The sequence below is a fragment of the Pseudoalteromonas sp. MT33b genome (assembly GCF_014117385.1).
In the GTDB taxonomy this organism is placed as follows: Bacteria; Pseudomonadota; Gammaproteobacteria; order Enterobacterales; family Alteromonadaceae; genus Pseudoalteromonas; species Pseudoalteromonas lipolytica.
The window spans coordinates 1,147,978-1,174,825 of sequence record NZ_CP059831.1; the positions used below are offsets into that span (position 1 = coordinate 1,147,978).

Genomic DNA, 26,848 nt, shown 5'->3' on the forward strand with positions numbered 1-26,848 from the left:
CTAAGCAATGATTTGCTAAATTTATTGATTAAAAAGGACAATCAATATGAACAAACTCTTTATTTTAGTGTTAGCGACCTTGCTAATGAGTGGCTGTAGTAGCGCACCTTCCGTACCAAAGGGCGCGATAGAAAAAGGTAAAGCGAGTTATTACGCTGACAAGTACCATGGTCGAACGACAGCAAGCGGGGAGGCTTTTAATCAACAAGCCTTGAGTGCTGCTCATAAAACACTTAAGTTTGGCAAACGGGTCAAAGTGACGAACCTTGCCAACAACAAAAGTGTGATTGTTACCATTAACGACCGCGGCCCATTTATTCGCGGTCGCATTATTGATTTATCTAAGCAGGCGTTTTCAGAAATTGCTTCCTTAAAGCACGGTGTGATTGACGTTACGGTTGAGCAGCTCGATTAAAAACGCGTGATCAGCTCAACATAATCAGCTTCGTTTGCAAGCAACTCTGCATGAGTGGCCACTGCTCTTATTTTCCCTTGCTCTAACCAAATGACCTTATCAACCCGGCTAAGCATGGCTGGGTCATGGGTAATAGTGAGCATCGTTTTATCTGCCCAAACTGTCTCAAGTGTATTAAGCAAATGGTATTTAGTGTGGTTATCTAAACTTTCTGTCGGTTCGTCAAGAATGACTAAATTACCGCGCCTTAATATGGCTTGAGCAATTGCAATACGGCGTGATTGACCGTGCGACAGCTTTCTACCTGCTATGCCTAAACGGGTATTGAGCCCGGCCTTTAAATTGTTAAGCCAAGAGCTGAGTTCTGCTTGTTCGCAGGCTTGAATAAGCATTTCATCTGTTGCATCAGGCGCTGCATAGAGTAGGTTTTCACGCAGAGTGCCATCAAAAATATGATGCTGCTGCGCAACAATTGTCAGTTGTTTAAAGCGTGCTGAAGGTGTCATGCTCTCAAGCTCAAAACTGTGCTCGTCTGTGGTCAGCTTTAAAGAGCCTGATTGCAGTGGCCAAAGACCGGTGAGTAAATTAACAAGCGTGGTTTTACCACTGCCACTGGCACCAACCAGCGCAACCTTGCTTGCAGCACAGACAGACACGTTGATGTCATTAAGTGCCTTACGTGTGCTTCCAGCGTATTGATAACTGACATTACTTAACGTAAGACCGAGCGCTGATTGATTGTCTATTTCATTTTGCTGTGTATTGGCTTTGCTGTGATTGTCTTCAAGTACGAACAGGCGCTCTGCGGCGCTTAAGGTCAGAGGTAATTCTATAAACGCTGTAGGCAGGGTGAGTACAGTTTCAAAGCTTGCTAGAACAAATAGCGCCAGCATAGCCAGTTCAACGTTTTTCATGGTGCCCAGAGAAACCAATGGAATAATCATAAACACACTTGCCAGCATAGTCAGTTGAATAACCAAGGTGCTTAAACCATTGCTGTTTGCAACCGCTTTATGGCGGCTATAAAGCTGAGCATTGTATTGTTGGCTTAAAGAATCACAATGCGTGAGTTGAGCGTTTTGTGCTTGATATACAGCAAGCTCTCTTGCCCCTTTTAATGTATCGGCAAGTTCAGCTCTTAATTCTGCACTAAGTTGTGTTTCGACATGCGCTTCTTTATGAAGTTTACGGCTTAGTAAAGCGGGGAGTAGCACCCCTATAACCATTAATGAAATAAAGCATAGCAATGCAACGTCGGCGTTATACGCTGCCATAAACGCCAGCACAATTGGGATAGTAAAAAGCGCAACGATGATTGGTAGCAGCACATTTAAGTAAAACTTATCGAGCGCGTCGACATCGTTTTGTAATCGATTGACTAAATCGGCACTGCGGCTCATTGCTAAATCGACATTATTGAGCCGACTCAGTGTTGCGAACATTTTTACGCGAATCTCGCTCAATAATAAAAATGTCGCGTTATGTGTAATCATTCGCTCGCCATAACGCGATGCGGTTCGCACAATCGCTAAAAAGCGGATCACGCCTGCTGGAGTAAAATAGTTCATCTGCACACCGGCAATGCCAGCGGCAGCCATCGCGGCCAAAAACCAGCCTGAAATAGCCAGTAAACCCACATTAGCCAGCAAGGTTAAGCTTGCTAAAAAAGCCCCGAGTAACAGCATGCCAGCATGCGGTTTGCATAGTTTAAGTAAGCGTACAAAATTATGCATGGGCTTCACCTCGACTTACCAGTTTTGCAAATAGCCCCGCGTCGTTGACCAGTTGTTTATAACGGCCCGATTCTACAATGCTGCCTTGCTGCATTACGTAAAGGGTATCAGCGTGCTTTACCGTATTAAGTCTGTGAGCAATGACCAAGACTAAATGATTTTTCGCATATTCACAGATTGCTTGGTTGATAAGCTGTTCTGTTTGGCTGTCTAAATGTGCTGTAGGTTCATCGAGTAGTAGAACTGGGGCATCTTTTAAAAATGCACGGGCAAGCGCTATGCGCTGTTTTTGCCCACCGGAGAGGCCTTCACCTTGCTCACCCAGTAAGGTATCAAAGCCATGTGGTAAAGCGTTAATAAATTCAAGTGCGCCCGCTTTACTGGCGGCTTCAATGAGCTCGTCTTGGCATGCATCAGGTTTGGCTAGACGCAGGTTGTCGGCAACACTTCGGTAAAATAAAGTGGCGTGTTGAGGGATCCATGCAAGCTGTGCATGCCAATCACTTAAAGCTGTGTCACTTAAGGGTTGCCCGTTGATGCTAATGGCGTGGTTAGCGTGATGATGAAAACCTAATAGGCAGTCAAATAAAGTACTTTTCCCTGAGCCACTTTCGCCAACAAATGCAATTAAACCCGTGTTAGGTAGTGTTAAATTGATATCTGTCACCCCTTCGTTTGTTTCGGGGTAGTGATAGCTAAGTGCGGTTAATTTTATGTCTTTAAGCGGTAATGGGAGAGGGGATGTACCCGTGTGTTCATCTGCTTCACTGTGATTAATAATCTCGACCATATCAGCAGCAGCGCTGATACCTTCAAGTTTTGCATGGTAGTGGGTGCCCATTTGCCTAAGCGGTAAATAAAACTCAGGAGCCAGTAATAACACCACAAAACCAGTGGCAAAGTCGAGCGTGCCAAAAAACAGCCTAAAGCCAATAATAACGGCAACAAGGGCAACACTAATGGTGGCTAAAAATTCAAGGGCGAAAGATGATAAAAAGGCGACTTTCAACACCCCCATGGTCGCACCACGGTAATCATCAGAAATCTGACTTATGCTATTTAGCTCACGCTTGGTTGCATTAAAGAGCTTGAGTTGAGTCAGTCCTTGTAATCTGTCAAAAAAGTAATTTCCTAGTACCGCTAGCTGTTGCCAACGCTCTTGGTTTAACTGTTCAGCCTTATGGCCCACTAAAATCATAAAAAATGGGATAAGCGGGGCTGTTAATAGGAAAATGAGGCCCGCTTTGTAATCGGTTGGAAAAATCACCACTAATATCGCAAATGGAATAAGTGCACTGTAAGCAACACTTGGAATATAGTTGGCGTAATATTGATGCAGTGCTTCAACACCATTGTGTAAGGTATTAAGTGTAGCGCCGTGACCTTTTTGTTCACTGTAGGCTGGCCCAAGTTTGGTGAGCTTTTCTAGCAATGTATTTCGCATCACGTTTTTTATTTTTAACGCGGCAAGGTTACTCACGCGTTCACTTAGCGCAACCAACAAAGCACGAACTAAAATTAGCCCAGCAAGAGGCCATAATAAAGGGCTTACAGCTTGCAAGTTTGCTTGCTCGAACATGACTTGATGAACTGCATTCGCAAGAAGGTAACAAGAGGCAATCATTAACAGGGCATTGAAAGTGCCCAGACTAATGCTTAATTTAAGCAGCCCAGAAGCGGACTGACTATACTGCTTTAAAAAAGCGCGCAACGTTTGCTGCTGCGCGCGATTTGGTCGGGGTTTAGTTGTCATCGTTGTTTTTGAGTCTCGCGTACAGCTCTAGCTCATCATCAGCGATAGAATCTTTATGTTGATGAAATTCGTACCACATCACGTTAATTACCCCAAGTGTACAGGCTAATAGAACACCTAATATCCAGGCAAAATACCACATAATTAAATCTCCTTAATAGCTACCGTGAGTGTTGTTTTCGATTTCAGCGATAGTGACTTTTCGCCACATCTTCACATAACACCAGGTCGTGTAAGTTAAAATTAAAGGAACAAAAATAATGGCAACAACAAACATAACATTGAGGGTCATATGGCTCGAAACCGCATCCCACATAGTAAGACTAATATTAGGGTTGTTGCTTGAAGGCATAATAAACGGGAACATTGACATGCCTGCTGTTAAAATAACTCCAGCCAACATGATGCTTGATGAAACAAGTGCTAACGCAGGCTTTTGTAATTTAGATAACACAATAGCCAGTGCCGCCATCACAAATGTTAGCGCTGGGAAAAGCATCGTTAGAGGCATTTTTGTATAGTTATCAAGCCATGCACCTGGTGCCTGCGTTACTGTTTTAGCCAGTGGGTTCGCATAGCCTTGAGTGTCGCCCATGCTGACGATTGTATAACCGTCAATTTGCGATATCCAAACACCTGCTAAGGCAAACAATACAATAAACGCCATAAGTGCATATCGGCCATATTGTGCTGAGCGTTTGGCTACGTCTGCATCGGTACGAAGTTGCAGCCACATACCCGCATGACCAACCAACATAAGCACACTTATTAAGCCAGCAACAATGGCAAATGGATTAAGTAAAGCAAAGAATGAGCCCTGATAGCTTACACGTAATAAATCGTCAATATGATAAGGCACACCTTGTAGCAAGTTACCAAAAGCAACCCCAAATACGAGTGCAGGAATAAAACTGCCTGCAAACAAGCCCCAATCCCAGTTATTTCGCCAACGAGCTGACTCAATTTTTGAGCGATAATCAAACCCAAGTGGTCTGAAAAACAGCGCAAATAAGACCAACATCATTGCAAAATAAAAGCCTGAGAATGCAGCAGCATACACCATAGGCCATGCAGCGAATAATGCACCCCCAGCGGTAATAAACCACACTTGGTTACCATCCCAGTGAGCCCCGATGGTATTGATAACGGTTCGGCGCTCGACATCTGTTTTGCCAACAAGGCGGAGCAAAATAGCCACCCCCATATCCATGCCATCGGTAACAGCAAAGCCAATCAGGAGCACACCGATTAATACCCACCAGATTAATTTTAGTGTTTCGTAATCAAAGATCATGACTGTACTCCTTGGCCTGCTAGCGAGTCTTCTTTAATGAGTTCGTGATGATATTTACCTGTGTGCAAAGAGCTAGGCCCTTGTTTAACAAAGCGCAGCATCAACCAACCTTCAACGGTTGCTAGACCGGTGTAAAATACAATAAAGCCCGTAATGCTGATCAGCAAATCATTTACAGTTAACGAGGAGGTTGCTAAAAATGTGGGTAATATTTCTGAAATAGCCCATGGTTGACGTCCATATTCAGCAACAATCCAACCGAACTCAATAGCAATCCAAGGTAATGGAATACTCCACACGGCGGCCCAGAGTAACCAACGCTTATGCTCTATAACGCGTTTGGCGTTATAGTAAAAGGCCAGTACAAAGACCCCTAACATAATCACACCGCAGCCAACCATTATCCTAAATGACCAAAACATGGGCCCCACTTTCGGAAATGAGTCTTTCACCGCTTTCTGAATTTGCGCTTCTGTGGCATCAACCACATTAGGAGTGTAGCGTTTAAGCAACAGACCATAACCGAGGTCAGCTTTCAGTGTATCGAACTTGGCAATGTTCTCGGCGGAGTCATCACCACCACGCAATTTTTCGAGATACTCGTATGCTTGCATACCGTTACGAATACGTGTTTCGTGTTGTTTTTCTAAATCTTTGATACCCGTGACTTGTTCATCAATCGAACGTGTCGCAATAATGCCCAACGCATAAGGTATTTTAACCGCAGCATGGGTGACTTGCTGTTCAGAGTCAGGAATACCTACCAGTGTAAATGCTGCGGGCGCTTCTTCTGTGTGCCATTCAGCCTCGATTGTAGCCAGTTTAACTTTTTGTACTTCGCCTACTTCATAACCAGACTCATCTCCTAGTAAAATAACGCATAAAATAGAGGCAAGGCCAAAACCTGATGCAACAGAGAATGAACGTTTCGCAAAGGCCAAATCACGACCTTTGAGTATGTACCAACTACTGATGCCGAGTACGAACATTGAAGCCGCGACATAACCGGCAGACACCGTATGAATAAATTTAACCTGTGCGACGGGGTTGAATACTAGCTCCGCAAAGCTGGTCATTTCCATGCGCATGGTTTGATAGTTAAACTCTGCGCCCACAGGGTTCTGCATCCAACCATTGGCAATCAAAATCCATAATGCCGAAAGGTTGGTGCCTAAAGCCATTAAAAAGGTCGCTGCAAGGTGTTGGCGTTTTGTGAGTCGCTCCCAACCAAGGAAAAACATGCCGACAAAGGTCGATTCTAAAAAGAACGCCATCAACCCTTCAATAGCCAGAGGAGCGCCAAAAATATCACCCACATAGTGAGAGTAATAAGACCAGTTAGTACCAAACTCAAACTCCATGGTGAGACCAGTGGCCACACCAATCGCAAAGTTTATACCAAACAACTTACCCCAAAACTTAGTCATATCACGGTAAATTTCACGACCTGTCATCACATAAACGGATTCCATGATCACCAAAATCCACGTCATACCTATAGTGAGTGGTACAAATAGAAAGTGAAAGAGGGCAGTAATTGCAAATTGCAATCGCGATAGATCCACAAATGTTTCATCTATCATTGTTTAGCTCCTTATTAAAGGGTGAGGTAGACACGACAAAAAACAGCTTTCAAAGTTTCAGTAATTACTGAAACTTTGTGAATATTAACCTTGTATCTATTTTAGTCAATAGAAAATAGGAAATTAATATGATAGCGATTGTTCGTTAATTCTACAGATTAGAGATAAAAACTAAATATTTCAAATGATTAATCTATAATTTAAGAAAGTGATTAATTACTAATTCAACCCCTTTGACTTACTTAAAAGTGAGTAGTCCCCTGTGCTGGCATTGTTTTTATCTATTTTATAAACGGCTTTTAGAGCAACTTTTAATCGCAATTTTAATTTCTAGTATTTATTAACTCTGTGACATTTATCCGATTGCTAAAACACGGTAAACTCATTTTTATTAGTGCAGAAAGTTGCGAATTATCAACGAATGAAAGAACAAACAAAGCCGTTACGTATTGCCTTGGTGGCAGGTGAGTTATCAGGTGATATTTTAGGTGAAGGGCTCATTAAAGCACTTAAAGTACGTTTCCCAGATGCTATTTTTGAAGGAATTGCAGGGCCGCGTATGCAAGCTGCGGGTTGTACAACATTATTCGATATGGATGAGTTATCGGTAATGGGGCTGGTTGAAGTGTTGGGGCGCTTACCGCGCTTATTAAAAATTCGCAAACAACTCGTGCAACATTTTATAGATAATCCGCCTGATGTGTTTATTGGTATCGATGCGCCAGACTTTAATTTACGTGTTGAAAAGCCGCTAAAAGAAGCAGGTATCAAAACAATTCAATATGTGAGCCCCTCTGTTTGGGCGTGGCGTGAAAAACGTATTCATAAAATCAGCGCAGCAACTAATTTAGTGTTGGCTTTATTACCATTCGAAAAAGCATTTTATGACAAGCACAACGTGCCTTGCACATTTGTTGGTCATACGCTGGCTGATGATATTGCGCTGGAGCATGATCAGAGCAAAGCGCGTAATGCACTCGGTTTATCAGATTCAGACAAAGTATTGGCGCTTTTACCGGGCAGCCGAGGCTCAGAAGTGGGTCTTTTGAGTGACACTTACATTCAAACAGCCGCTAAACTACAGGCAGAAAACCCAGCACTGAAAATAGTGGTACCACTCGTTAACGAAAAACGAAAAACTCAGTTTTGTGACATTCTAGAAAAAACAGCCCCTCATTTAAAATTACAGTTACTCGATGGCCAGTCAAATCTTGCTATGCAAGCTGCCGATGCGATTTTACTTGCCTCAGGGACCGCGACATTAGAAGGCATGCTCTATAAAAAGCCAATGGTAGTAGGGTATAAAATAAAGCCAATGAGCTATTGGATATTTAAAACGCTGTTTACCTTTAACATCAAGTACTTTTCGCTACCGAATTTACTGGCCGATGAAGAGCTTGTCCCCGAGTACCTACAAACAGAATGTAATGTTGATAATTTAACAAATGCACTCACACCTATGTTAAATTCAGATAATAGTGAACTAAAAGCACGCTTTTTAGCGATTCATAAAGAAATTAGGTTAAATGCCAACGAACAAGCTGCAACAGCAGTCGCGGAGTTACTAAATGCAGATTGATCGACCACATGTAAATTATATTGCCGGTGTTGATGAAGTAGGACGTGGCCCGCTCGTTGGTGACGTAGTAACCGCCGCGGTGATCCTCGACCCTACAAAACCGATTGTGGGACTAGCCGACTCAAAAAAATTATCGGATAAAAAACGCCAACTTTTAGCTGCAGAAATTAAAGAAAAAGCCCTGTGTTATGCCATTGGTCGTTGTAGCCCAAGCGAGATTGACGAGCTTAATATTTTACATGCCACTATGCTGGCAATGAGCCGTGCGGTTGAAGGACTCAGTGTAAAACCTGAGTTTGTATTTATTGACGGTAATCGCGTTCCTAGCCAATTAACCATACCTGCGCAAGCGGTAGTTAAAGGCGACAGCTTAGTGGAAGAGATTTCGGCTGCATCAATTCTTGCGAAAGTGGCCCGAGACGACGAAATGATTGAACTCGATAAACGCTATCCAGAATACGGCTTCGCAGGACATAAAGGTTACCCAACCAAAGCGCATTTTGCTGCACTAGAACAGTATGGTGCTATTAATGAGCATCGCAAAAGCTTTAAACCTGTGCAGCGCATTTTGGCGTTAAAAGGAGAGCAACGCTAATGCCTGCGCCGCAATTTGTTCATTTACGTGTTCATTCTGATTTTTCAATGGTGGATGGCCTCGCAAAAACAAAACCAATCGTTGCCAAAGCAGAAGAGCTACAAATGCCAGCGCTGGCCATAACAGACCAGATGAACTTATGTGGTTTGGTGCGTTTTTATGGGGCTGCACATGGCGCTGGAATTAAGCCAATTGTGGGGGCTGATTTTTGGTTACGAAGCCCAGAATTCGAAGATGAACCATGCCGAATAACTATTTTAGCCAAAGATAACGAAGGCTATAAAAACCTCACGTTATTAATCTCTAAAGCGTATCAACGCGGGCATGTTTTTCATCGTCCCGTGATTGACCGTGAATGGCTGGTGGGGCTCAAAAATGGCCTCATAATTTTATCAGGCGCAAAAGATGGCGATTTAGGCAAAGCATTACTTAAAGGCAATGCCGGCCTGATTGAGTCGGTGGTGAGTTTCTATAAGCAACACTTTAGTGACCATTATTATATTGAGCTTATTCGGACTGAGCGCCCGTTTGAAGAAGATTACCTTCATTTAGCGGTAGAATTAGCAAGCCAAGAACAACTGCCCGTGGTGGCCACTAACGAGGTGGTGTTTTTAAAACCTGAAAACTTCGAAGCCCACGAAATTCGTGTTGCAATTCATGATGGTTACACCCTTGAAGATAAGCGCCGACCAAAACGTTTTTCTGATCAGCAATACCTAAAAACAGCTGAGCAAATGGCTGAGCTCTTTAGTGATATTCCTGAAGCGCTCGAAAACACCGTTGAAATTGCAAAACGCTGTAACGTAACCGTACAGTTGGGCACCTATTTCTTACCCGATTACCCAACGGGCTCGCTCAAAATCGATGAATTCTTAGTTAAAGTATCGAAAGATGGTCTTGAAGAGCGATTGCAGTTTTTATTCCCCGATGAAGAAGAGCGAAAAGAAAAGCGCGTAGAATACGATGAGCGCTTACAAATCGAGCTTGATGTAATTAACCAAATGGGGTTCCCGGGTTACTTCTTAATCGTAATGGAGTTCATCCAGTGGAGTAAGGATAACAATATTCCAGTAGGACCAGGACGTGGTTCGGGTGCAGGCTCGTTGGTTGCATATGCACTTAAAATTACCGACTTAGACCCGCTTGAATTTGACTTACTATTCGAACGTTTCTTGAACCCTGAACGTGTATCCATGCCCGACTTTGACGTTGACTTCTGTATGGACAGACGTGATGAAGTGATTGATCACGTATCGGCATTGTATGGCCGCGACGCGGTATCGCAAATTATCACCTTTGGGACCATGGCTGCAAAAGCGGTTATTCGTGATGTGGGGCGTGTACTTGGCCACCCTTATGGGTTTGTCGATCGCATATCAAAATTAGTCCCTGGCGACCCCGGTATGACGCTTGCGAAAGCGTTTGATGTAGAGCCGCGTTTACAAGAAGCCTATGACGGTGACGAAGAGGTAAAAGAGCTTATCGACATGTGTCGCATTCTTGAAGGGTGTACACGTAATGCCGGTAAACACGCGGGGGGGGTGGTAATTTCACCCACCACGATCACCGATTTTGCTGCACTTTATTGCGACGATGAAGGCAAGTTCCCGGTAACTCAATTTGACAAAAATGACGTTGAAACCGCAGGTTTGGTTAAGTTCGACTTCTTAGGTTTAAGAACATTAACCATCTTGCAATGGGCGCTCGACATGACCAACGAGCGTTTAGCGCGCGAAGGTAAAGACCCCGTTGATATCAATGCTATCCCGCTTGATGATAAACCCAGCATTGACTTATTGCTCCGCGCTGAGACGACCGCGGTTTTCCAGCTAGAATCGCGCGGCATGAAAGACCTTATTCGTCGTCTAAAACCCGACTGCTTTGAGGATATGATTGCACTCGTGGCATTATTCCGACCGGGTCCACTGCAATCAGGCATGGTAGATAACTTTATCGACCGTAAGCATGGGCGTGAAGAAATATCGTACCCCGATGTACAATGGCAACATGAAAGCTTACAGCCAATATTAGAGCCGACCTACGGCATCATCCTGTATCAAGAGCAGGTAATGCAGATTGCTCAGGTACTGGCAGGGTATACCCTTGGTGGCGCAGACATGCTTCGCCGTGCAATGGGTAAGAAAAAACCTGAAGAAATGGCCAAGCAGCGTTCAACCTTCGAAGAAGGTGCAGAAAAGAACGGTATTGACGGCGAACTAGCGATAAAAATCTTCGACTTGGTCGAAAAGTTCGCAGGTTACGGCTTTAACAAATCTCACTCTGCTGCTTATGCATTGGTGTCGTATCAAACTCTGTGGATGAAAACGCATTATCCGGCCGAGTTTATGGCGGCCGTAATGTCGGCTGATATGGATAACACCGATAAAATTGTTACCTTGGTCGACGAATGTGAAAACATGAAGTTAACCTTGCTGCCGCCTGATGTAAATGCGGGTGAGTACAAGTTTACGGTTAACTTAAAAGGCCAAATCGTTTACGGTATTGGTGCGATTAAAGGGGTGGGTGAAGCCCCAGTAGAAGCCATTTTAGAAGCGCGTAAAGAAGGCGGCCCGTTTAAAGACTTATTTGATTTTTGTGCTCGCGTTGATTTAAAACGTTTAAATAAACGCGTAGTAGAAAAACTTATTTATGCGGGGGCGCTGGATCAGTTAGGCCCTGATAAAACCCAGCCTGGTCGTGCAACATTGTTAGCTAGTTTAAAAGATGCCATGCGAGCGGCAGACCAGCACCATAAAGCGGAGTCGCTTGGTCAGGCTGATTTATTTGGTTTATTAGCCACAGAGCCAGACGAAGTTGAACAAGCCTTTATTAAAGCCCCAGACCTTACGGATAACGAATGGTTAGACGGTGAAAAAGAAACGTTAGGGCTGTATTTAACGGGCCACCCGATTAATCAGTACCGAAAAGAGCTTAAATATTATACTTCGGGGCGTTTGGTTGATTTGCAGCCAACGAATCGCGATGTGCAGTCAACCGCTGCAGGCTTAGTCATTGCGGCGCGTACGCTCATAAATAAAAAGGGAAATCGTTGGGGTCTTGTAACTTTAGATGACAAGAGTGCCCGTATTGATGTACGCTTATTCCCAGAACAGTTTGAAATGTACCAAGATATGCTGCAAGTTAACAATATCTTGGTAATATCTGGACAGGTCAGCTTTGATAACTTCTCCGGTGGCATTACAATGACCGCCAGAGACATATGCACCATTGCTCAAGCGCGAGAAAAGCGTATAAAAGCGATTAAAATGACGCTGAATATGGTGCAGATCGAGGCGAACTTCTTCGATAATTTACAAAAAGTGCTTGAACCTTATAAGTTTGGCACGTGTCCTATTAAAGTATTCTATCAACGTCCTGATGCGTTGGCTGAGATTACGTTAGGAACCGAATGGTGTGTTACGCCTAGTGATGACTTAATTCACAAGTTATCACTGATGGTGGCGCAAGATGTAGAACTAGAATTTAATTAATTAGGTAGTTTAGAGCATGAGCCTCAATTATCTTGATTTTGAGCTTCCAATCGCAGAATTAGAAGCAAAAATTGAAGAGTTACAAAATGTAAGCCGCGCTGGCGAATTAGACCTTGGATTAGAAGAGGAAGTCAGTCGATTAAAAGAAAAAAGCGCTGAAATGAAAGAGAAAATTTTCTCTGAGTTAGGTGCTTGGCAGGTTTCACAGTTAGCCCGTCATCCGTTGCGTCCTTATACTCGTGATTACATCGAGCGCATTTTCACGGAATTTGACGAACTAGCAGGTGACCGTACTTTTGCTAACGATCCCGCTATTTTAGGTGGTGTTGCGCGTTTTGAAGGCCAACCAGTCATGGTTATTGGTCAGCAAAAAGGGCGTGATACAGCTGAAAAAATCAAACGTAACTTTGGTATGCCAAAACCAGAAGGCTACCGTAAAGCATTACGTTTAATGGAAATGGCTGAGCGTTTCAAAATGCCTATCATGACATTTATCGACACGCCGGGAGCATACCCAGGTGTTGGCGCAGAAGAACGTGGTCAATCAGAAGCGATTGCACGTAATCTTAAAGTGATGGCTGCATTAAAAGTACCGACGATCTGTACTGTTATTGGTGAAGGTGGTTCGGGTGGTGCATTGGCAATAGGCGTGGGTGACCGCGTAAACATGTTGCAGTACAGCACTTACTCAGTAATTTCACCAGAGGGTTGTGCATCAATCCTTTGGAAGAGTGCAGATAAAGCGCCTATCGCTGCAGAAGCAATGGGTGTAACAGCTGCACGTGTTAAAGAACTAGATTTAATCAACAACGTGATTGAAGAGCCACTGGGTGGCGCACATCGTAACTACGATGCAATGGCGCGTAACCTTAAAAATCAACTAAAGCGCGATTTAGCTGATTTACAAGGCTTGTCACTTGATGAAATGCTTGATCAGCGTTACAAACGTTTAATGTCGTTTGGTTATTGCTAATTAGCATAATGATGAAAAAGCCGCTTTTGCGGCTTTTTTTGTTTTATAATACAACGCAATTTATTTTAAGCGTGCCAGTCGATGTTAACTTTGCCACTTTATACCGATTTTCGTAAAGAACTTGAGCCTTTAATTACAAAGGGGCACAAGGCGTATACTGTTGCCTTGTCTGGTGGTGTCGACTCTGTGGTGCTTTTGCATTTAATGGCTGAATTACACCGTGAAAATACGGCACTGAGTGTAGATGCTGTGTATGTAAATCATGGCTTGAGTGAATATGCAGGGCAGTGGCAATCATTTTGTGAAACGTTATGCAGCTCTCTTGCAGTGCCATTTAAAGCAATAAAAGTGAACATTGAAACACAAGCACGAACCAGCCTCGAGGCGCAAGCCCGAGACGCACGCTATGATGCGCTCGATACGCATAGTCCAAAAGGCAGCGTGTTGTTACTAGGTCAGCATTTAAATGATCAGCTTGAAACGTTCTTTTTGCGCCTAAAGCGTGGCTCAGGCTTGCAAGGGTTAAGTGCAATGCAGCAGCAAAGAGTGTTGTCATCTGGGCGTGTTTGCTTTAGACCCTTGCTTAATGTGACACGCCAGCAAATAGAGCTATTTGCTGAACAGCGTGGAATTCAACATATTACAGATGACTCAAACAGCGACGAGCGCTTTGACCGTAACTTTTTACGTCATCAGGTGATCCCCGTTTTAAACGACCGCTTTCAGGGCTTTGAGAAAAGTGCTGCGCGCAGTATTCGCTTATTACAGCAGCAACAATCACTGTTAGATGAATACACAGAAACAGACCTTGCGCACTGTCAAAATAAACACGGCGGTTTAAGCTGTTGTGCGGTTAAAGGTTTTTCTGATACGCGTAAAGCAAACATTGTGCGCGCGTGGCTCAAGCAATTTACACATCAAATGCCCTCTGAAAATCAGCTTAAGCAAATTATTGAACAGGGCTTAAACGCACAGGCCGATGCCCAATTAAAAATCTGTTTAGCGAGCGGACAAGTTCGTCGCCATCAACATTACTGGTATTTCGTTACAGAACAGCCAATACCTAAATCATGCGATATAAATCTTGAAACCGTAACCTTATCGGATGGTCGAACTTTAAGACTTAAAACCGGTAAAGGAATTCGATTGCCAAAGGCTGATGAGCAGGTGAAAGTGGTGTTTAATTGCCCGCAAGCGCGCATAAAGCCGCTTAAAAAGCCGGGGTCAAATACGCTCAAACATTGGTTTAAAGATGCGAAGGTCGCTCCTTGGGTTCGTGCACAAGTGCCGCTTATTTTTTATAATGATTCGCTTGTTCAAGTGGTTGGCTATTTTATCAGTGCTACGCACAGTTCAGATGAAGGCATTTTTTGGGAGAGTGAAAATGAGTGAACAGGCTCATGTTGGTTTATCGCTAGTTAATAAAGCACCGCTGGGCTTTATTGTGTCGATTATAGTTGCGGTTATTGCCGGTTTTTCGTTTGCTGAGCTTGAAATGAGTACCTTGTTTTATGCGCTAGCGGGGGGCGTTGCGTGCTCGTTATTGCTGTTAGGGTATTGGTCAGGCAAAGGCGGCGTGTTTTTTATTTTAGGGGTGTTAACACCCCTTGCTCTCGTTGTTGTGTCGCCACTAACGACCATGGCAGCTTTACTTTATTTACTGAGCGGTTTTTTTGCAGGTTTTTGGTTGGTATTACTCGGTTATAAATTGGCTACAAAAAAGCCTAGCGGGGGAAGCTAGGCTTTTCGTAACGATATTTGCGAATTGTTTTGCGCTTTAAAAATGTGACTTTTAGTACGCTTTTGCGCAGTTTCTACCCGCGGCTTTAGCACGGTATAGGCCTTTATCTGCGCGGGCAAACACTTCATTTTCGCAGTCTTGGTTATTCGCAAGCGTAAACCCTATGCTCGATGTTACAGCGTATTGGGCCATTATGCTTGATTGCGAGACTAAACGCATAACGCGATCTGCGATGACTTTGTTAGTGGTAAATTCAGGGTCGTCAATTAACAGCGCAAATTCATCGCCACCAAAGCGAAAAATTGAATCTGTGCCTCGTACACAGTTACGTAAAACGTTAGCAAATTCTTGTAGTACGTCGTCGCCAATTTTATGACCGAAATTGTCGTTCACTTGTTTAAAGTTGTCTAAATCGAGCAACATTAAGCTAAATGGACGATGCTGACGGCGACAACGCTCTAGTCTTTGTGCCAAGCTGTCATTAAATTGACTACGGTTATTTAACCCCGTTAGCGCATCTTTTGTTGCCAAGCGTAATACACGTGTATACATAATTGCATTACGAAGCGGGTAAACAAGCGCAGCATGTAATTGCTGTAGTTTGGTTTCGATAGCTTGCCCCATAGGAAATTGGCTAAAATAAATTAGCTGACCTAAACGCTCACTTTCTAAATCTAAATCAAACGAGTAGGGAGTGTGCGTGGTATCGCTGTCGACACTTTCAGACACACCCAAAGCCGATTGAAACTGCAACCCAGACAAATTGATGAGCTGTTTTGCATGCTCGGCAAAAATAGTCAAAATCCCCTCAATAGACAGGGTTGTTTGTAACTTTGTCACTAAGTCATGTGTATTGTGCTGTTCACTTATTCGGTAACGTTCTGCCGAAAACGGCATAAAGTCGCCTCTTGCAGTCACTCGCTGCGTCAAAATATGGACATTTTCCATGATTGTTCTCCCCCCGGAGTGTTAGATACTCCTTAATAAAGCGAAATTTGTGCCACTTTTTTAAACTGGCTGAAAAACATATGGTTGCTATATTTAAACGAGGGTTCGGCTTTATCATTAAGTAGAAGGAGGTAATTGCTTGCAAAATGTGCTGATTCAAGCCTTTGGGTTACTCGTAGCTGCGGTCATTTTTGTTTGGTTTTTCAAGCGAATTGGCTTACCTCCTATTCTGGCGTACCTCGCAACGGGTTTATTAGCGGGGAGTCATGGTATTGGCTGGATGGCACAAAGCCACGAAATGCACTTTGTAGCTGAGCTAGGCATTGTTTTTTTGCTGTTTAGCTTAGGGCTTGAGTTTTCAGTACCGCGCCTAATGGCAATGCGCAATATTGTATTTGGCTTAGGGTCACTGCAAGTGGTGATCACAAGCCTAGTGTTCATGTTGATTTTACTGTTACTTGAGTACAGCCTACTTAATAGCTTTACGATTGCGAGCTTAATGGCTTTATCATCAACGGCAGTGGTCGTGAAGTTACTCAAAGAATCAGGTGAGTTAAATCAGCGGCGTGGTCAGTTAGCAATTGGCGTATTGTTGTTTCAAGATATCGCTGTCGTGCCCTTACTAATTATTTACCCCTTACTTGCTCAAAGTGGCTCTGATGAAATTGTTGGCGCACTTGCCTTTGCATTAACCAAAGGTGCTTTTGTGTGTATTTTGTTATGGGCAATAGGCAAGTGGGTACTGCCTAAAGTCTTTAGAGAAATAGCGCTTGTTAGAACCGACGAGCTCTTTGTGCTCACCACATTGTTAGTGGCATTGTTTGCAGCCGGTTTAACGTATTTGTTTGGTCTTTCTATGGCGCTTGGAGCGTTTTTGGCCGGTATGATGCTCGGTGAAAGCCAGTACCGTCACCAATTAGAAGCCGATATTAGACCGTTTCGCGATATTTTAATGGGGCTGTTTTTTGTTACCGTAGGAATGCAATTAGATATTTTGTATGTGCTGCAAAGTTGGTATTGGATTATTGCGGTATTAGTCGGTTTATTATTTTTTAAAATTGCGGTTCTGGCTATTTCTGCACAGCTAATAGGCGAGCGAAAGCAAGATGCCGTTGCAGCAGGTATTATGCTGTGGCAAATGGGCGAATTTGGCTTTGTGTTGATTGCACTCGCTTCACAGCATTTATTGATAAGCTCAGAGCAAGCCTCATTTTTAATTGCGGTCGGCGTGTTGTCTATGGCACTGACCCCTTACCTTATTGAAAAAACACCTGTTTTACTAAAGCGTTTGGGTTTGCTTTCTCAGCCAGGGCAGTATTGGCAACAGCCAGCGAATAGCAGCCCCTTGTATCATAACCATGTTGTTATATGTGGGTTTTCGCGGGTAGGGCAAACAATCGCTCGCTTTTTAAAGCCCGAAGCCATTGAGTACGTTGCAATAGAAAGCAACCCCATTTTATTGCAAGAAGCAAAAGCTGCAGGTGAGCCAATTATATTTGGTCATGTAAAACAAAAAGATATTTTAAAATCTGCAGGGGTTGAACGTGCTCGTTTAGTGATCATAACGTTTACAGACTTTGAGCAGACGCAAGTCGTGGTAGATGCGATAAAACAAATTGCACCCACCGTTAAGATACTCGTACGTATGCGTGACGACTCACAGCTCGAAACCCTCAAAGAGTTAGGTGTCACAGAAGTAGTACCAGAAACCCTTGAAGCAAGTTTAATGCTCGTATCACACGTACTGTATATGTCGGGTGTACCAATGACCCGTATTATTCGTAGAGTGAGCAAAGAGCGCCGCAATCGTTATCAGTTTTTAAATGGATTTTTTACCGGTGATAAACTCGACAGCGAAGAAAGCAGCTCAGACCGATTAGAGTACTTACATGTTATCGCTTTACCTGAACACGCATTCGCTGTGAATCACATGATAAGCGAACTTAAGCTTGAGCAGCGCCGAGTATCAGTTCGTGCATTACGTCGTCAAGACCGTGAAATAGAATCGCCCTCTGAGCAAACGGTTTTGCTCGCCGGTGATATTTTGGTATTGCAGGGGAAACCACGCAGGGTAGAGCGCGTTGAACGCTTTTTACTTGATGGATTAGAGTAACGGGTCAGTTACTCTAATTCTAAAAATTTCCGTATTTCGGGCAGTTTTTTAAGCCCATCTTGATAACCAATCTCGATCAATTTTTGGGTGTAACGTTTTTCGAATAACAAGTAACTCGTTAAACTTGATTGAGAACGTTTTTTCACCCCGATCATGCGCAGCAACACTTTAATAGCTAATGGCATATCGTCGTAATACTGCGCAGCAATCATATTAAAGTTTTGTGATGGATTGATAATACAGGTTTCAATTTGTTTCAGTTCTTGGTGCTTGTCACGCGCTGGTAATAACCCAAGCGTACGATTAATACGCTGTAAACGTTCTAAATCAGACTGCAATGTGTCGGTAAAAACACTATCTAACAGGTGACCTGCAATATTAGACAGTCCCGGATAGTGGGGTTGATAACCAGGTGGGTGCAACTCTTTGGGTGCATCGACACCAATAATAAATATTTTTTCAGCCCCTAAATGCACAGAAGGACTTAACGGCGACAATTGGTGAATTGAACCATCGCCAAAGTAATGGTTGTACACATTAACACTTGGAAACACCATTGGAATGGCACTGGATGCCATTAAGTGTTCAACATTAATGCGGGTCGCTTGTCCCTCGCGTTTGGCTCGCTGCCAAGGCTGTTGGGTTAACGACTGAAAAAACGCCACAGAGTCACCCGTTGTATAACTAGAGGCTGTGATTGATACCGCATCAAGGTAGTTTTTGTGAAGATTACGCTCAATGCGTGCTAAATCGAGTATCTCGTTAAGCAGCTTTCTTAACGGTTGATTATTTAACAAGCTTGCGGGTGGGTGGTTAATATGTTCAGACTGAAAGCTCGTTAAAATATTGCGAGTGAGGTGTGAAAATACACTTAAAAAATCACTTTTATAAACTTGCGAGGTGGAAAAGTTGCGCCATACCCATTCAAGCTTTTTACTTGCTAAGTGAGCACAAGAAGCATAACAGGCAAGCGCAGCGGAATTAATTGCGCCGGCTGATGTCCCATTAATAATGGTAAAAGGTAAAGGCGCAGTACGAGGCATACTTTGTGTGATGGCTTTAAGCACACCCACTTGATAAGCCGCTCGGGCACCACCACCTGTTAATAATAAAGCGATTTTTGAGTGTTGTGTTTTTTTTAACTTACTGCTCATGGTTGCATTTAAATCGTTGTGCGTCTTTACTTTATTTATCAACTGTAAGTCTTTAAGCTAGAAGAAGCAAAGTTTACCTTACTGGTAATATTAATTTTGTCGTGTTTTTTTGTCTGTTTTTTATATTAAGGGAGTGTGTATGTCAGAGCATTCGTCAGATACCGAATTAGAAAAGCGTCCTGGGAATAACAATCTCATTTTTGCAGTTGTTATTGTTATTATTGTAGCCTGTGTTGCGGCGTTTATTTTTTTACAGCCAGACGACAAACCGACGCAAGTAGTCGAAGACGTTGTTATCGAAGAAACGCCAATGGCTGAATATAACGAGCCAGCGCCAGAACCCGTAGTAACAGAGCCAACCCCAGACCCTGTAGCGGTTGAACGCCCAGAGCAACGAGCTGTTGAACCTGAGCCAGAGGTTAAGCCTCTGCCTACATTAAACGACAGTGATGAGGTCGTGGTGGCTCGTATGGATGAATTATTAACAGATCAAGTCATGAGTTTAATGGTGACCGATGATCTTATTCGCCGTGGTGTGGTTTATGTTGATAACCTAGCCAAAGGCAAAGTTGCATTGAGCCATGCGCCCGTTGAGCGCCCTAAAGAGTCATTCATGGTTATCGAAGGGGATATTTTAACGATTGACCCAAATAGTTATGAGCGTTACACCCCGTATGTAAAATTATTTACCAGCTTAAGTGCTGCACAAGCGATTCGTATTTATGACGAATACAAACCGCTTATTAATGAAGCATACGCAGAAATTGGTTATCAAGGTGATGCCTTTACGCAAACACTTGAAGAAGCGATTGATGTACTACTCGATACCCCAGAACCCAAAGGTGATATGCCGTTAGTGCGTAACTCAGTGACTTATCAATATGCTTATTCAGAATGGGAAAACTTACCCGATGCGCAAAAACAATTATTGCGTATGGGCCCAGAAAATATGAAAAAAGTAAAAGCAGCATTGCGTAACATAAAAGCTGAACTTGAAAAGTAAGCATAAAAGCCCCTAAATACAGTGCGATTGTATACCAAGTATGCAATCGCACTTTCTTTTTCGAATACCCCTTGAATAACGAGCCAAAAGTAGAGATAATCCCTCCCGCGCCAAACAAGGCCCTCAATGGTAGTCTTATTGGTCCTCTCGCAACACTAGCAGGTGAACCTGGTCAGGCCCGGAAGGGAGCAGCCACAGCGTGTGACGTGTGTGCCGAGATGTGGCTGGTAAGACTGCCACCCAAATTCTTCTTGGGTGTCGTTTTAATAAAAGATGACATAAATTGAAAGTATAAAGTGACATGGCTTTGTACCTAACTAAGTAGTCCTTAACTCATTCACATGTACAGAAAAAAATAAAACACCGCCTGTTAAATCCTCCAGTAAGTTATAAAAAAATAAATCTAGCTGTTTAGTTGAATCTGCTTTCGATGAGTATAAAAATCCCCTCTAATTCACCTTATGTGGAGTGGTTTATTAACTCTTTGATGCGGCATAAATAAGAAACAAGCTATCTTGGGTGATCAAAACCACTATACCGCTATAATTGAAAACGGTACTTTTACGAAGCGTATCATAGAGCTAATGTTGATTAAGTTATCGGCTATGTGCAAAATGAAAGACCTGATCCTACTTAATTAGCACTTCTAGGCTTATGACGAAGAAAGATAGCATTCCGAGCTATGTTACTCACCCAAGATATGGCGATCGCCCAGTTATATCATCAGATGAAGTGCCTGCATGCGCAATTGAAAGTGCACATTGGCGTTACTCAAGTCTTAATTACTTTGCTGAAACAGCGATTTTTGCAGACACTTCTAAGCAGAATTTTGCTATTTACCCCCGCAAGATTTATGTAGACATTGAAGAAATGTGTGACGTATGTTGCAGGCCTTTCATTTTCTTTGCGCAAGAGCAGAAGCACTGGTTTGAAGAGCTGGGATTTTGGATCGACGCCCACTGCACAAGGTGTATTGAATGTAGAAAAAAAGATCAAGGCGTCCGATTTATGCATAAGCGATATCAAAAACTTATTACTTTAAAAGCAAGAACGCCACCCCAGAATAGGGAGCTCAAGCAAATAGCTATTGAGCTTTATAAGCTGGGGTATATGCGAGATAAAAACAAGCTGAATATTGATATAGAAAGCTAACAATGTAAATCACTTGCTCCTAATTGCAGCGTCACACAACTCAGTGAGCCGCCCTTGATTACCTGTGTTTATGGTTCCCTGCACCTAAGGACCGCAGCTGATAAACTTGTATTAAAATATAAGATGTGCAGCATTTATTTTTAGAATTTTACCATCTAGAAAATGACTTTATATATTGGGATCAATCCAAAGCCGAAACCCTGATGTACCGGCGTAAAACTTGATAAGCACAATCAAGAGGCTATAACTTAATTTAAAGATGGGCTTTACTCCTAAGCGACCTCTTTAGGTTGCGATACTATTGTTAGCCGACAGAGATTTTCCTCCTTCTTTTGTGTGATCGCATTTACACAATTGTTACTTTTTGTGATAAAAATGTAACGGCAAGCAAAAAGCAAATATTGTACTGGAATGAAAATTATACAAAGGATTAGTTCAAGCTGAATGATTAATGATTTTAAGAATATTGATAAACTAAGCCCTAGTGATTTTGAGCTCTTTATCCGAGATTTATTTTTGGTTTCTGGTTGGAGTAATGCAGAAGTAACACAGGTCGGTCGGGAATATCGCTATGGTGATGGTGGTGTTGATATTTTTGCTTATAAAGGGAAGCGTAAATTTGCGATTGAAGTGAAGCAACGGCATATTGATTCTACTGTTGATGTCAAAGCATTAAATCAATTAATTACTGGGGCAAAACTTGCAAACGTAACCAACAAGATTTTAGTTACTAACTCTTATTTCACATCTGAGGTAAAAGTACGAGCTTTGCGATTAGGCGTTGAATTAATTGATCGTGATGCATTACAAAACCTATGGGTTAAAAAACATTCAGAAATTGGCCGGGAAATTAAGCCTCGCAAATATCAACAGGATGTGATTGATGATGCTATTGCAAATTTTGCATCGGGTAAAACAAAACTTTTAATAGAGATGGCCACTGGTCTTGGTAAAACCTATACGGTCGCCCATTTGGTTAAACATTTAATTCAAAATACTAAAGAGCGGACAAGAGTATTGTTTTTAGCTCATCAAGTAGAAATATTGCTTCAATCTGTTACATCGTTTAAGAACGTATTAGGTGTGGGGAATTATAGTTTTTCTGCTTGTTTCTCAGGATCTATGCCAGAGGACACAGACTTTGTGTTTGCATCATTTGATACACTATATGGTCAGATAGATTCAATAAGTTCAGAGTCATTTGATTTTGTAATAGTTGACGAAGCTCACCACACACCTGCTCGAACATATGGTGAAGTAGTAAGCTTGTTTAAGCCAAGGCTTTTGGTTGGTTTAACTGCGACACCCCATCGCGCAGACAACAAAGATGTTCTAAGTTTTTTCGGAGGTACTGATGGTCATATTGGTAAGTTCGATTTAGTTTGGGCTCTTAAGCATCGAAAGTTGGCATTTCCTAAGTACTTAGTTCTTTTAGATGACCTTGACCAAGATAAAATTGATCAACTAGAAAGTGGGCTATCAATCTCAGATCTAGACAAACAATTGTTCTTGCATAAAAAGGATCAAGAAGTTGTCAAAATTATAGAAAGAACAGTGGTTGAAAAAGAAATAGAAGATGTAAAGGGCATTATCTTTTGTCGTAGTATTCAACACATGCGACATTTGCTGGGTTTTTTTGAATTAGGTACTGCCACTTTAGTCCATTCAAAAATGGCTGAACAGGAGCGCAGAGAAAACATACGAAACTTTCGCGAAGGCGACTTTAAATTCATCTTAGTTTGTGATCTATTCAATGAAGGGATTGATATCCCCGAAACTAATTTGCTCATTTTCATGCGCTACACCGGTTCAAGAACTATTTGGTTACAACAATTAGGTCGAGGTTTACGTAAAACGCCAAATAAAGACTATGTACATGTATTGGATTTTGTAGGTTCGTTAGAACGTATAAATGAAATTAAAGAGCTTTCACAAGCTGTTGAAAGAGAGCCTCTTGATAAAGAGAGTCTTGTTGCTTATGACGAGCCTAAGGAGTGCAGAAGCGTATTACATGATTCAACACTAGAAGTTAAATACAGTGAAGAAGCAGCAAAAGTACTCACTCTACTTGAGCATATGAAAATGAAGCTTAATAGCCGTGAGATACTGATAGATAAAATTAGAGTGTGTAAAGAGGAAATAGGCAGAGTTCCTGCAATCGAAGAGCTTGAAGAAAGCCTCCCAGATGTGAGCCTTGATCAAATTGCTACTCACTTCGGTTCTTACTATAGCTATTTGTTAGCGGCATTCGACCAAGGTTTTGATAAGCACTCAATGGAAAAACGAATAAAGGGGTATGTTTCGAAGTTTTTATCTAAGCAAAAAGTTGTACCTAGTTTTCGAGCGATTACTTATCATTTTATGTATCAAGAGCTTTTCGAATTTACAGAACGCGAAATTAAACAACTTTTGCCTAAATTAGAGGTCGAGCAATGCAACGTTGTCGTTCCAGATAGTGAAAATGAGGTTATTGAAGATAGTAAGCATATAGAATGCGAGTTCATTAACCAATATAAAGATAAAATTAGTTCACGTTCAGATTTAAAATTAATCTCTGATCCAGTGCTGAAGCAGATTAAAGCAAAATATGGCTCGGTTTCATTATTTTTAAAGAAGTTAAAGGAAGCATCTTAAATTGAAAAACTTGGGTATTGAAATAGATGAAACACAAATGATGGTGGCATTAGATAAATTAACCCGTGATTTATGTCTGCAGCAAGACTCTAAGAATCATAACTTTGAAACCCTGTGGGATATTGTTGAAGAAATGGATGCGGTTACTTTTAGCATGCTACATAAAAATGTCTATTTTGCAGATTTTCTTCGCCAGGTTTTTATTAAGTCGAGTGAAAATAAAATTGAGCTACCAGAGAATGAATTCTTAGAAAGTGACTCCCAATTAGCTATAATTGCATCGAGCAACAAAATTGAAATTCCAGCGTCCACCTCTGAGGAAGACTTCGTAGTTCCAGACCTAGAAACCCCTTTGTATGGCTTGCAATTACCTACTCGTTTCATGAAACTTATAAATAGACTGAGAAAAGCAAACATCAATAATTTTGAGTTTAAGCTAGGTAATACTTTTAGAGATTTGATAGATCTAAAGGTTGTTGAAGTTGCATCCCTAATTGGTGTAGGAGCTTTTTACGTTGAGACCCTAAAAGAGCTTAAATCACTTGTTGCTGAGCAAACTGGTTATTCATCTGAATTGGAGAAAGCGAAAAATAAATCGTTTGATTGCTCAATAGTTGATACATCTAACTTCTTAATTAGCATGTCGGGAGTTGAGTTGCGTTTCGTAAAACCATTAGACAAATATGCTCGGCAATACCAATTACCAGATATGTCACAGCAAATAGAGCTTATTTTGAAATTTGAGCGAGATAAATTATTAGAATTGCCTGGTTTTGGGAAAGGTGTTGTTGATTTACTGATGGAGTTTAAAAGTATTATAGAAGCTGAAATCAAAGCGATTTATCAAGGAGAAGTCGATTATTTGGCGTTACAATCACAAATCATAGTTCCTTTTGATATCGAGACCATGCCTTTGACAGAAATTGAGCGAGTGATATTAGAAGATATAGATACCTTTCTCGATAAATTAGCTGACGATGAAGTTGATATTGCACAAAGGCGCTGGGGCTTCGTAGAGGATAAAGAAACTTTGGAGCAAGTGGGTGCTCGATTAGGACTGACAAGAGAGCGAGTTCGCCAAAAAGAAGCACTGATTAATAAATTATTGATATTGAACTTAAAAGTTAACCCTAACGTACTTTGGCATCTTTTAGAGCCTCACATGGCACCTTCACTCAAGGAACAACTTCCTGATTTGTTTGGCTGTTTCTCGTCTGAAAAATCTTTCTATGAGTTTTTGGATATTGTATGCCAGCAAGAGAAACTCTTTTATTATGTATATCCAGAAATCGATAAAACGATTTTAAACTCATACTTTGCTGAAAATGGAGCTCCAATTCATATCCAAAGTGCAATGGATGTAATAGAAGAGGCTGAATTGGTGAATGTGAAAAATCCACGTAACGCTATTTTATATCTACAAAAGCAAGGTGTATTAGTTGTTGATGGTGAAGATATTGTGCCGAAAATGCTAGGCAAGTCTGAAGCTTCTGCATGTATACTTGTAAGTCATCCTAAAGGTTTACCATGGTTAGACATTGCAGCCTTAGTTAATGCAAACGGTTATTCTAGAACAGAAATATATGAGGATAGATTAGACAGCGAAGCTTTTAAGCATAAAGACTATATCTATCTAGCTGGCAAAGGCATTTATAAACACACGCGATTTATTAGTGCTGATATTACTGATATTACCAATTTAGAAAAGGTGTTTGCGGAACTTTGTAAATATACAGAGGTGGCTTCAAGAGATGTATTTCACCTAAATGAGTGCTACAAATCATCAAATTATCTAAAACGTTTTAATTACTACGAGATTCGTTACTTCATTAAGCATTTTGGTGAAGACTATGGCTACTATTTCAGTGGTCGATCACAAGCGGATTCGGTTGGTCGTGAAAAAGGCTTCAAAAATATTACACAAAAAGATGTGATAATCGAAGCTATGAATACTAGAATAAAGCCCTACACTAAACCGGAGGTCGCAAGTCTTTTGAAAAGCAAAAGTCTTGCTCACGCTTCAATCTACCTAGATGGCTTAGTTGAAGAGGCCCGCGTTGTTCAGGTCGATCGACAATTGTATACCACCCCCGCGCATGCTTATCGTAATATAGATTTACCTAAATATTTGGATTCAATGCAAAGTATTTTAGAGAAGTTCTCTAAACCGGTTGATGCGTCTATATTTCAGAAAATGTTAAACCCTTTATTACAGGTAAGTTATTCGAAATATTTTTATTCATCGATTGCACGGTGTTTTGCCGCAGAAAGAGGTTGGTTTAGATCACACGGATTGTACAGCATTGAGCCTATTTTATTTGCTAATCTGACTGACGCATTAAATGCCCTATGTACCATAGATACTCCAGTAAAAGAAACTATTGCTCGTTTGCAGCAGCATATTGCAATAACCAAAGAAAATGCTTCACAAATTGTTCATAACTGGCGTAAATCGTCAGCTTAATAATTTATTAGAAAACTGTTGCCAGAATCATTGATTGTTCAAGATGTTCAAAGTCAGCCAATAATGAACAGTTAAGCGATGCAGTCATAAAAATTGTATCTGCGCTTTCAAGTAGTCACAGCTATAAAATAGTGGGGTTAATATCCTGGTTTGCGAAGATTATACAACTTGATGTATACGATGATGATGTTAACTGTAACTTTCAATTTGAGACTTTTGACTA

General features: G+C 41.8%; 19 protein-coding genes and 1 other RNA gene. 13 read left to right on the plus strand and 7 right to left on the minus strand.

Annotated elements, in window-relative coordinates:
* The first annotated feature begins 40 nt into the window (after window positions 1-40).
* Window positions 41-415 carry a septal ring lytic transglycosylase RlpA family protein gene (locus H3302_RS05330; protein WP_118844133.1) on the plus strand — a complete coding sequence of 125 codons (375 nt, stop codon included), beginning with the start codon at window positions 41-43 and terminating at the stop codon, window positions 413-415.
* Here the strand turns inward: H3302_RS05330 and cydC are convergent.
* From cydC to H3302_RS05355, 5 genes are read right to left on the minus strand one after another with little or no spacing between them, the layout of a single operon-like run.
* Window positions 412-2,148, minus strand: coding sequence for a thiol reductant ABC exporter subunit CydC (gene cydC / locus H3302_RS05335; RefSeq protein ID WP_182396225.1), 1,737 nt, complete (start codon window positions 2,146-2,148; stop codon window positions 412-414). The genes H3302_RS05330 and cydC overlap by 4 nt on opposite strands.
* Entirely contained in the window at window positions 2,141-3,901 is a 1,761-nt protein-coding gene (gene cydD, locus H3302_RS05340) for a thiol reductant ABC exporter subunit CydD (protein ID WP_180311456.1), read from the minus strand. Before cydD ends, cydC begins: the two co-directional genes overlap by 8 nt.
* A complete protein-coding gene (gene cydX, locus H3302_RS05345; RefSeq protein WP_036969707.1) occupies window positions 3,891-4,043 on the minus strand; it encodes a cytochrome bd-I oxidase subunit CydX in 153 nt (50 codons plus the stop codon). The genes cydD and cydX overlap by 11 nt, the downstream gene beginning before the upstream one ends.
* A 12-nt stretch (window positions 4,044-4,055) precedes the next feature.
* Window positions 4,056-5,195 (minus strand): cytochrome d ubiquinol oxidase subunit II, encoded by a 1,140-nt coding sequence (cydB, locus tag H3302_RS05350; RefSeq protein ID WP_074988619.1) that lies wholly within the window; start codon window positions 5,193-5,195, stop codon window positions 4,056-4,058.
* The gene (locus H3302_RS05355; protein WP_036969704.1) at window positions 5,192-6,778 is read right to left on the minus strand and encodes a cytochrome ubiquinol oxidase subunit I; all 1,587 of its coding nucleotides are present in this window, start codon (window positions 6,776-6,778) and stop codon (window positions 5,192-5,194) included. Before H3302_RS05355 ends, cydB begins: the two co-directional genes overlap by 4 nt.
* 421 nt (window positions 6,779-7,199) lie before the next feature.
* Between H3302_RS05355 and lpxB the strand changes: the two genes are divergently transcribed.
* The 6 genes from lpxB (at window position 7,200) to H3302_RS05385 (ending at window position 15,157) form a co-directional block, all read left to right on the plus strand.
* Entirely contained in the window at window positions 7,200-8,357 is a 1,158-nt protein-coding gene (gene lpxB / locus H3302_RS05360) for a lipid-A-disaccharide synthase (protein WP_036969702.1), read from the plus strand.
* A complete protein-coding gene (gene rnhB / locus H3302_RS05365) occupies window positions 8,347-8,952 on the plus strand; it encodes a ribonuclease HII (protein WP_075594266.1) in 606 nt (201 codons plus the stop codon). The genes lpxB and rnhB overlap by 11 nt, the downstream gene beginning before the upstream one ends.
* Complete coding sequence (dnaE, locus tag H3302_RS05370; RefSeq protein WP_182396226.1) at window positions 8,952-12,443, plus strand: DNA polymerase III subunit alpha; 3,492 nt, start codon at window positions 8,952-8,954, stop codon at window positions 12,441-12,443. The genes rnhB and dnaE overlap by 1 nt, the downstream gene beginning before the upstream one ends.
* 16 nt (window positions 12,444-12,459) lie before the next feature.
* Entirely contained in the window at window positions 12,460-13,416 is a 957-nt protein-coding gene (gene accA, locus H3302_RS05375) for an acetyl-CoA carboxylase carboxyl transferase subunit alpha (RefSeq protein ID WP_036969697.1), read from the plus strand.
* Between the two features lie 81 nt (window positions 13,417-13,497).
* Window positions 13,498-14,808 (plus strand): tRNA lysidine(34) synthetase TilS, encoded by a 1,311-nt coding sequence (gene tilS / locus H3302_RS05380; protein WP_182396227.1) that lies wholly within the window; start codon window positions 13,498-13,500, stop codon window positions 14,806-14,808.
* Window positions 14,801-15,157 (plus strand): hypothetical protein, encoded by a 357-nt coding sequence (locus H3302_RS05385; RefSeq protein WP_036969693.1) that lies wholly within the window; start codon window positions 14,801-14,803, stop codon window positions 15,155-15,157. The genes tilS and H3302_RS05385 overlap by 8 nt, the downstream gene beginning before the upstream one ends.
* Before the next feature lie 51 nt (window positions 15,158-15,208).
* Here H3302_RS05385 and H3302_RS05390 read toward each other — a convergent pair whose 3' ends face one another.
* Window positions 15,209-16,105, minus strand: coding sequence for a GGDEF domain-containing protein (locus H3302_RS05390; protein WP_036969691.1), 897 nt, complete (start codon window positions 16,103-16,105; stop codon window positions 15,209-15,211).
* Between the two features lie 139 nt (window positions 16,106-16,244).
* Here H3302_RS05390 and H3302_RS05395 point away from each other — a divergent pair, with 139 nt between their 5' ends.
* Window positions 16,245-18,218, plus strand: a complete 1,974-nt coding sequence (locus H3302_RS05395) for a monovalent cation:proton antiporter family protein (protein WP_182396228.1) — start codon at window positions 16,245-16,247, stop codon at window positions 18,216-18,218.
* Between the two features lie 8 nt (window positions 18,219-18,226).
* Here H3302_RS05395 and H3302_RS05400 read toward each other — a convergent pair whose 3' ends face one another.
* Window positions 18,227-19,372 (minus strand): patatin-like phospholipase family protein, encoded by a 1,146-nt coding sequence (locus H3302_RS05400; protein ID WP_036971648.1) that lies wholly within the window; start codon window positions 19,370-19,372, stop codon window positions 18,227-18,229.
* Between the two features lie 139 nt (window positions 19,373-19,511).
* On the opposite strand from H3302_RS05400, the gene H3302_RS05405 reads away from it, so the two are divergent.
* From H3302_RS05405 to H3302_RS19825, 5 genes are all read left to right on the plus strand, one after another.
* A complete protein-coding gene (locus H3302_RS05405; protein WP_118844141.1) occupies window positions 19,512-20,375 on the plus strand; it encodes a DUF3014 domain-containing protein in 864 nt (287 codons plus the stop codon).
* 136 nt (window positions 20,376-20,511) lie between these two features.
* An RNA gene (gene ffs / locus H3302_RS05410) (signal recognition particle sRNA small type) lies at window positions 20,512-20,608 on the plus strand.
* Window positions 20,609-21,029: 421 nt separating this feature from the next.
* A complete protein-coding gene (locus tag H3302_RS05415) occupies window positions 21,030-21,527 on the plus strand; it encodes a zinc-ribbon domain containing protein (protein ID WP_182396229.1) in 498 nt (165 codons plus the stop codon).
* A gap of 444 nt (window positions 21,528-21,971) precedes the next feature.
* On the plus strand, window positions 21,972-24,161 hold the full coding sequence (locus H3302_RS05420; RefSeq protein ID WP_182396230.1) for a DEAD/DEAH box helicase family protein: 2,190 nt from the start codon (window positions 21,972-21,974) through the stop codon (window positions 24,159-24,161).
* 1 nt (window position 24,162) lies between these two features.
* Window positions 24,163-26,625, plus strand: coding sequence for a sigma factor-like helix-turn-helix DNA-binding protein (locus H3302_RS19825; protein ID WP_220469622.1), 2,463 nt, complete (start codon window positions 24,163-24,165; stop codon window positions 26,623-26,625).
* The last annotated feature ends 223 nt before the right edge of the window (window positions 26,626-26,848 follow it).

Bases quoted from the DNA above. Each gene is read 5' to 3' on its own strand.
- cydC (WP_182396225.1), bottom strand. From the start codon at position 2,148: ATGCATAATTTTGTACGCTTACTTAAACTATGCAAACCGCATGCTGGC.
- cydD (WP_180311456.1), bottom strand. From the start codon at position 3,901: ATGACAACTAAACCCCGACCAAATCGCGCGCAGCAGCAAACGTTGCGC.
- cydX (WP_036969707.1), bottom strand. From the start codon at position 4,043: ATGTGGTATTTTGCCTGGATATTAGGTGTTCTATTAGCCTGTACACTT.
- cydB (WP_074988619.1), bottom strand. From the start codon at position 5,195: ATGATCTTTGATTACGAAACACTAAAATTAATCTGGTGGGTATTAATC.
- H3302_RS05355 (WP_036969704.1), bottom strand. From the start codon at position 6,778: ATGATAGATGAAACATTTGTGGATCTATCGCGATTGCAATTTGCAATT.
- lpxB (WP_036969702.1), top strand. From the start codon at position 7,200: ATGAAAGAACAAACAAAGCCGTTACGTATTGCCTTGGTGGCAGGTGAG.
- rnhB (WP_075594266.1), top strand. From the start codon at position 8,347: ATGCAGATTGATCGACCACATGTAAATTATATTGCCGGTGTTGATGAA.
- dnaE (WP_182396226.1), top strand. From the start codon at position 8,952: ATGCCTGCGCCGCAATTTGTTCATTTACGTGTTCATTCTGATTTTTCA.
- accA (WP_036969697.1), top strand. From the start codon at position 12,460: ATGAGCCTCAATTATCTTGATTTTGAGCTTCCAATCGCAGAATTAGAA.
- tilS (WP_182396227.1), top strand. From the start codon at position 13,498: ATGTTAACTTTGCCACTTTATACCGATTTTCGTAAAGAACTTGAGCCT.
- H3302_RS05385 (WP_036969693.1), top strand. From the start codon at position 14,801: ATGAGTGAACAGGCTCATGTTGGTTTATCGCTAGTTAATAAAGCACCG.
- H3302_RS05390 (WP_036969691.1), bottom strand. From the start codon at position 16,105: ATGGAAAATGTCCATATTTTGACGCAGCGAGTGACTGCAAGAGGCGAC.
- H3302_RS05400 (WP_036971648.1), bottom strand. From the start codon at position 19,372: ATGAGCAGTAAGTTAAAAAAAACACAACACTCAAAAATCGCTTTATTA.
- H3302_RS05405 (WP_118844141.1), top strand. From the start codon at position 19,512: ATGTCAGAGCATTCGTCAGATACCGAATTAGAAAAGCGTCCTGGGAAT.
- H3302_RS05415 (WP_182396229.1), top strand. From the start codon at position 21,030: ATGACGAAGAAAGATAGCATTCCGAGCTATGTTACTCACCCAAGATAT.
- H3302_RS05420 (WP_182396230.1), top strand. From the start codon at position 21,972: ATGATTAATGATTTTAAGAATATTGATAAACTAAGCCCTAGTGATTTT.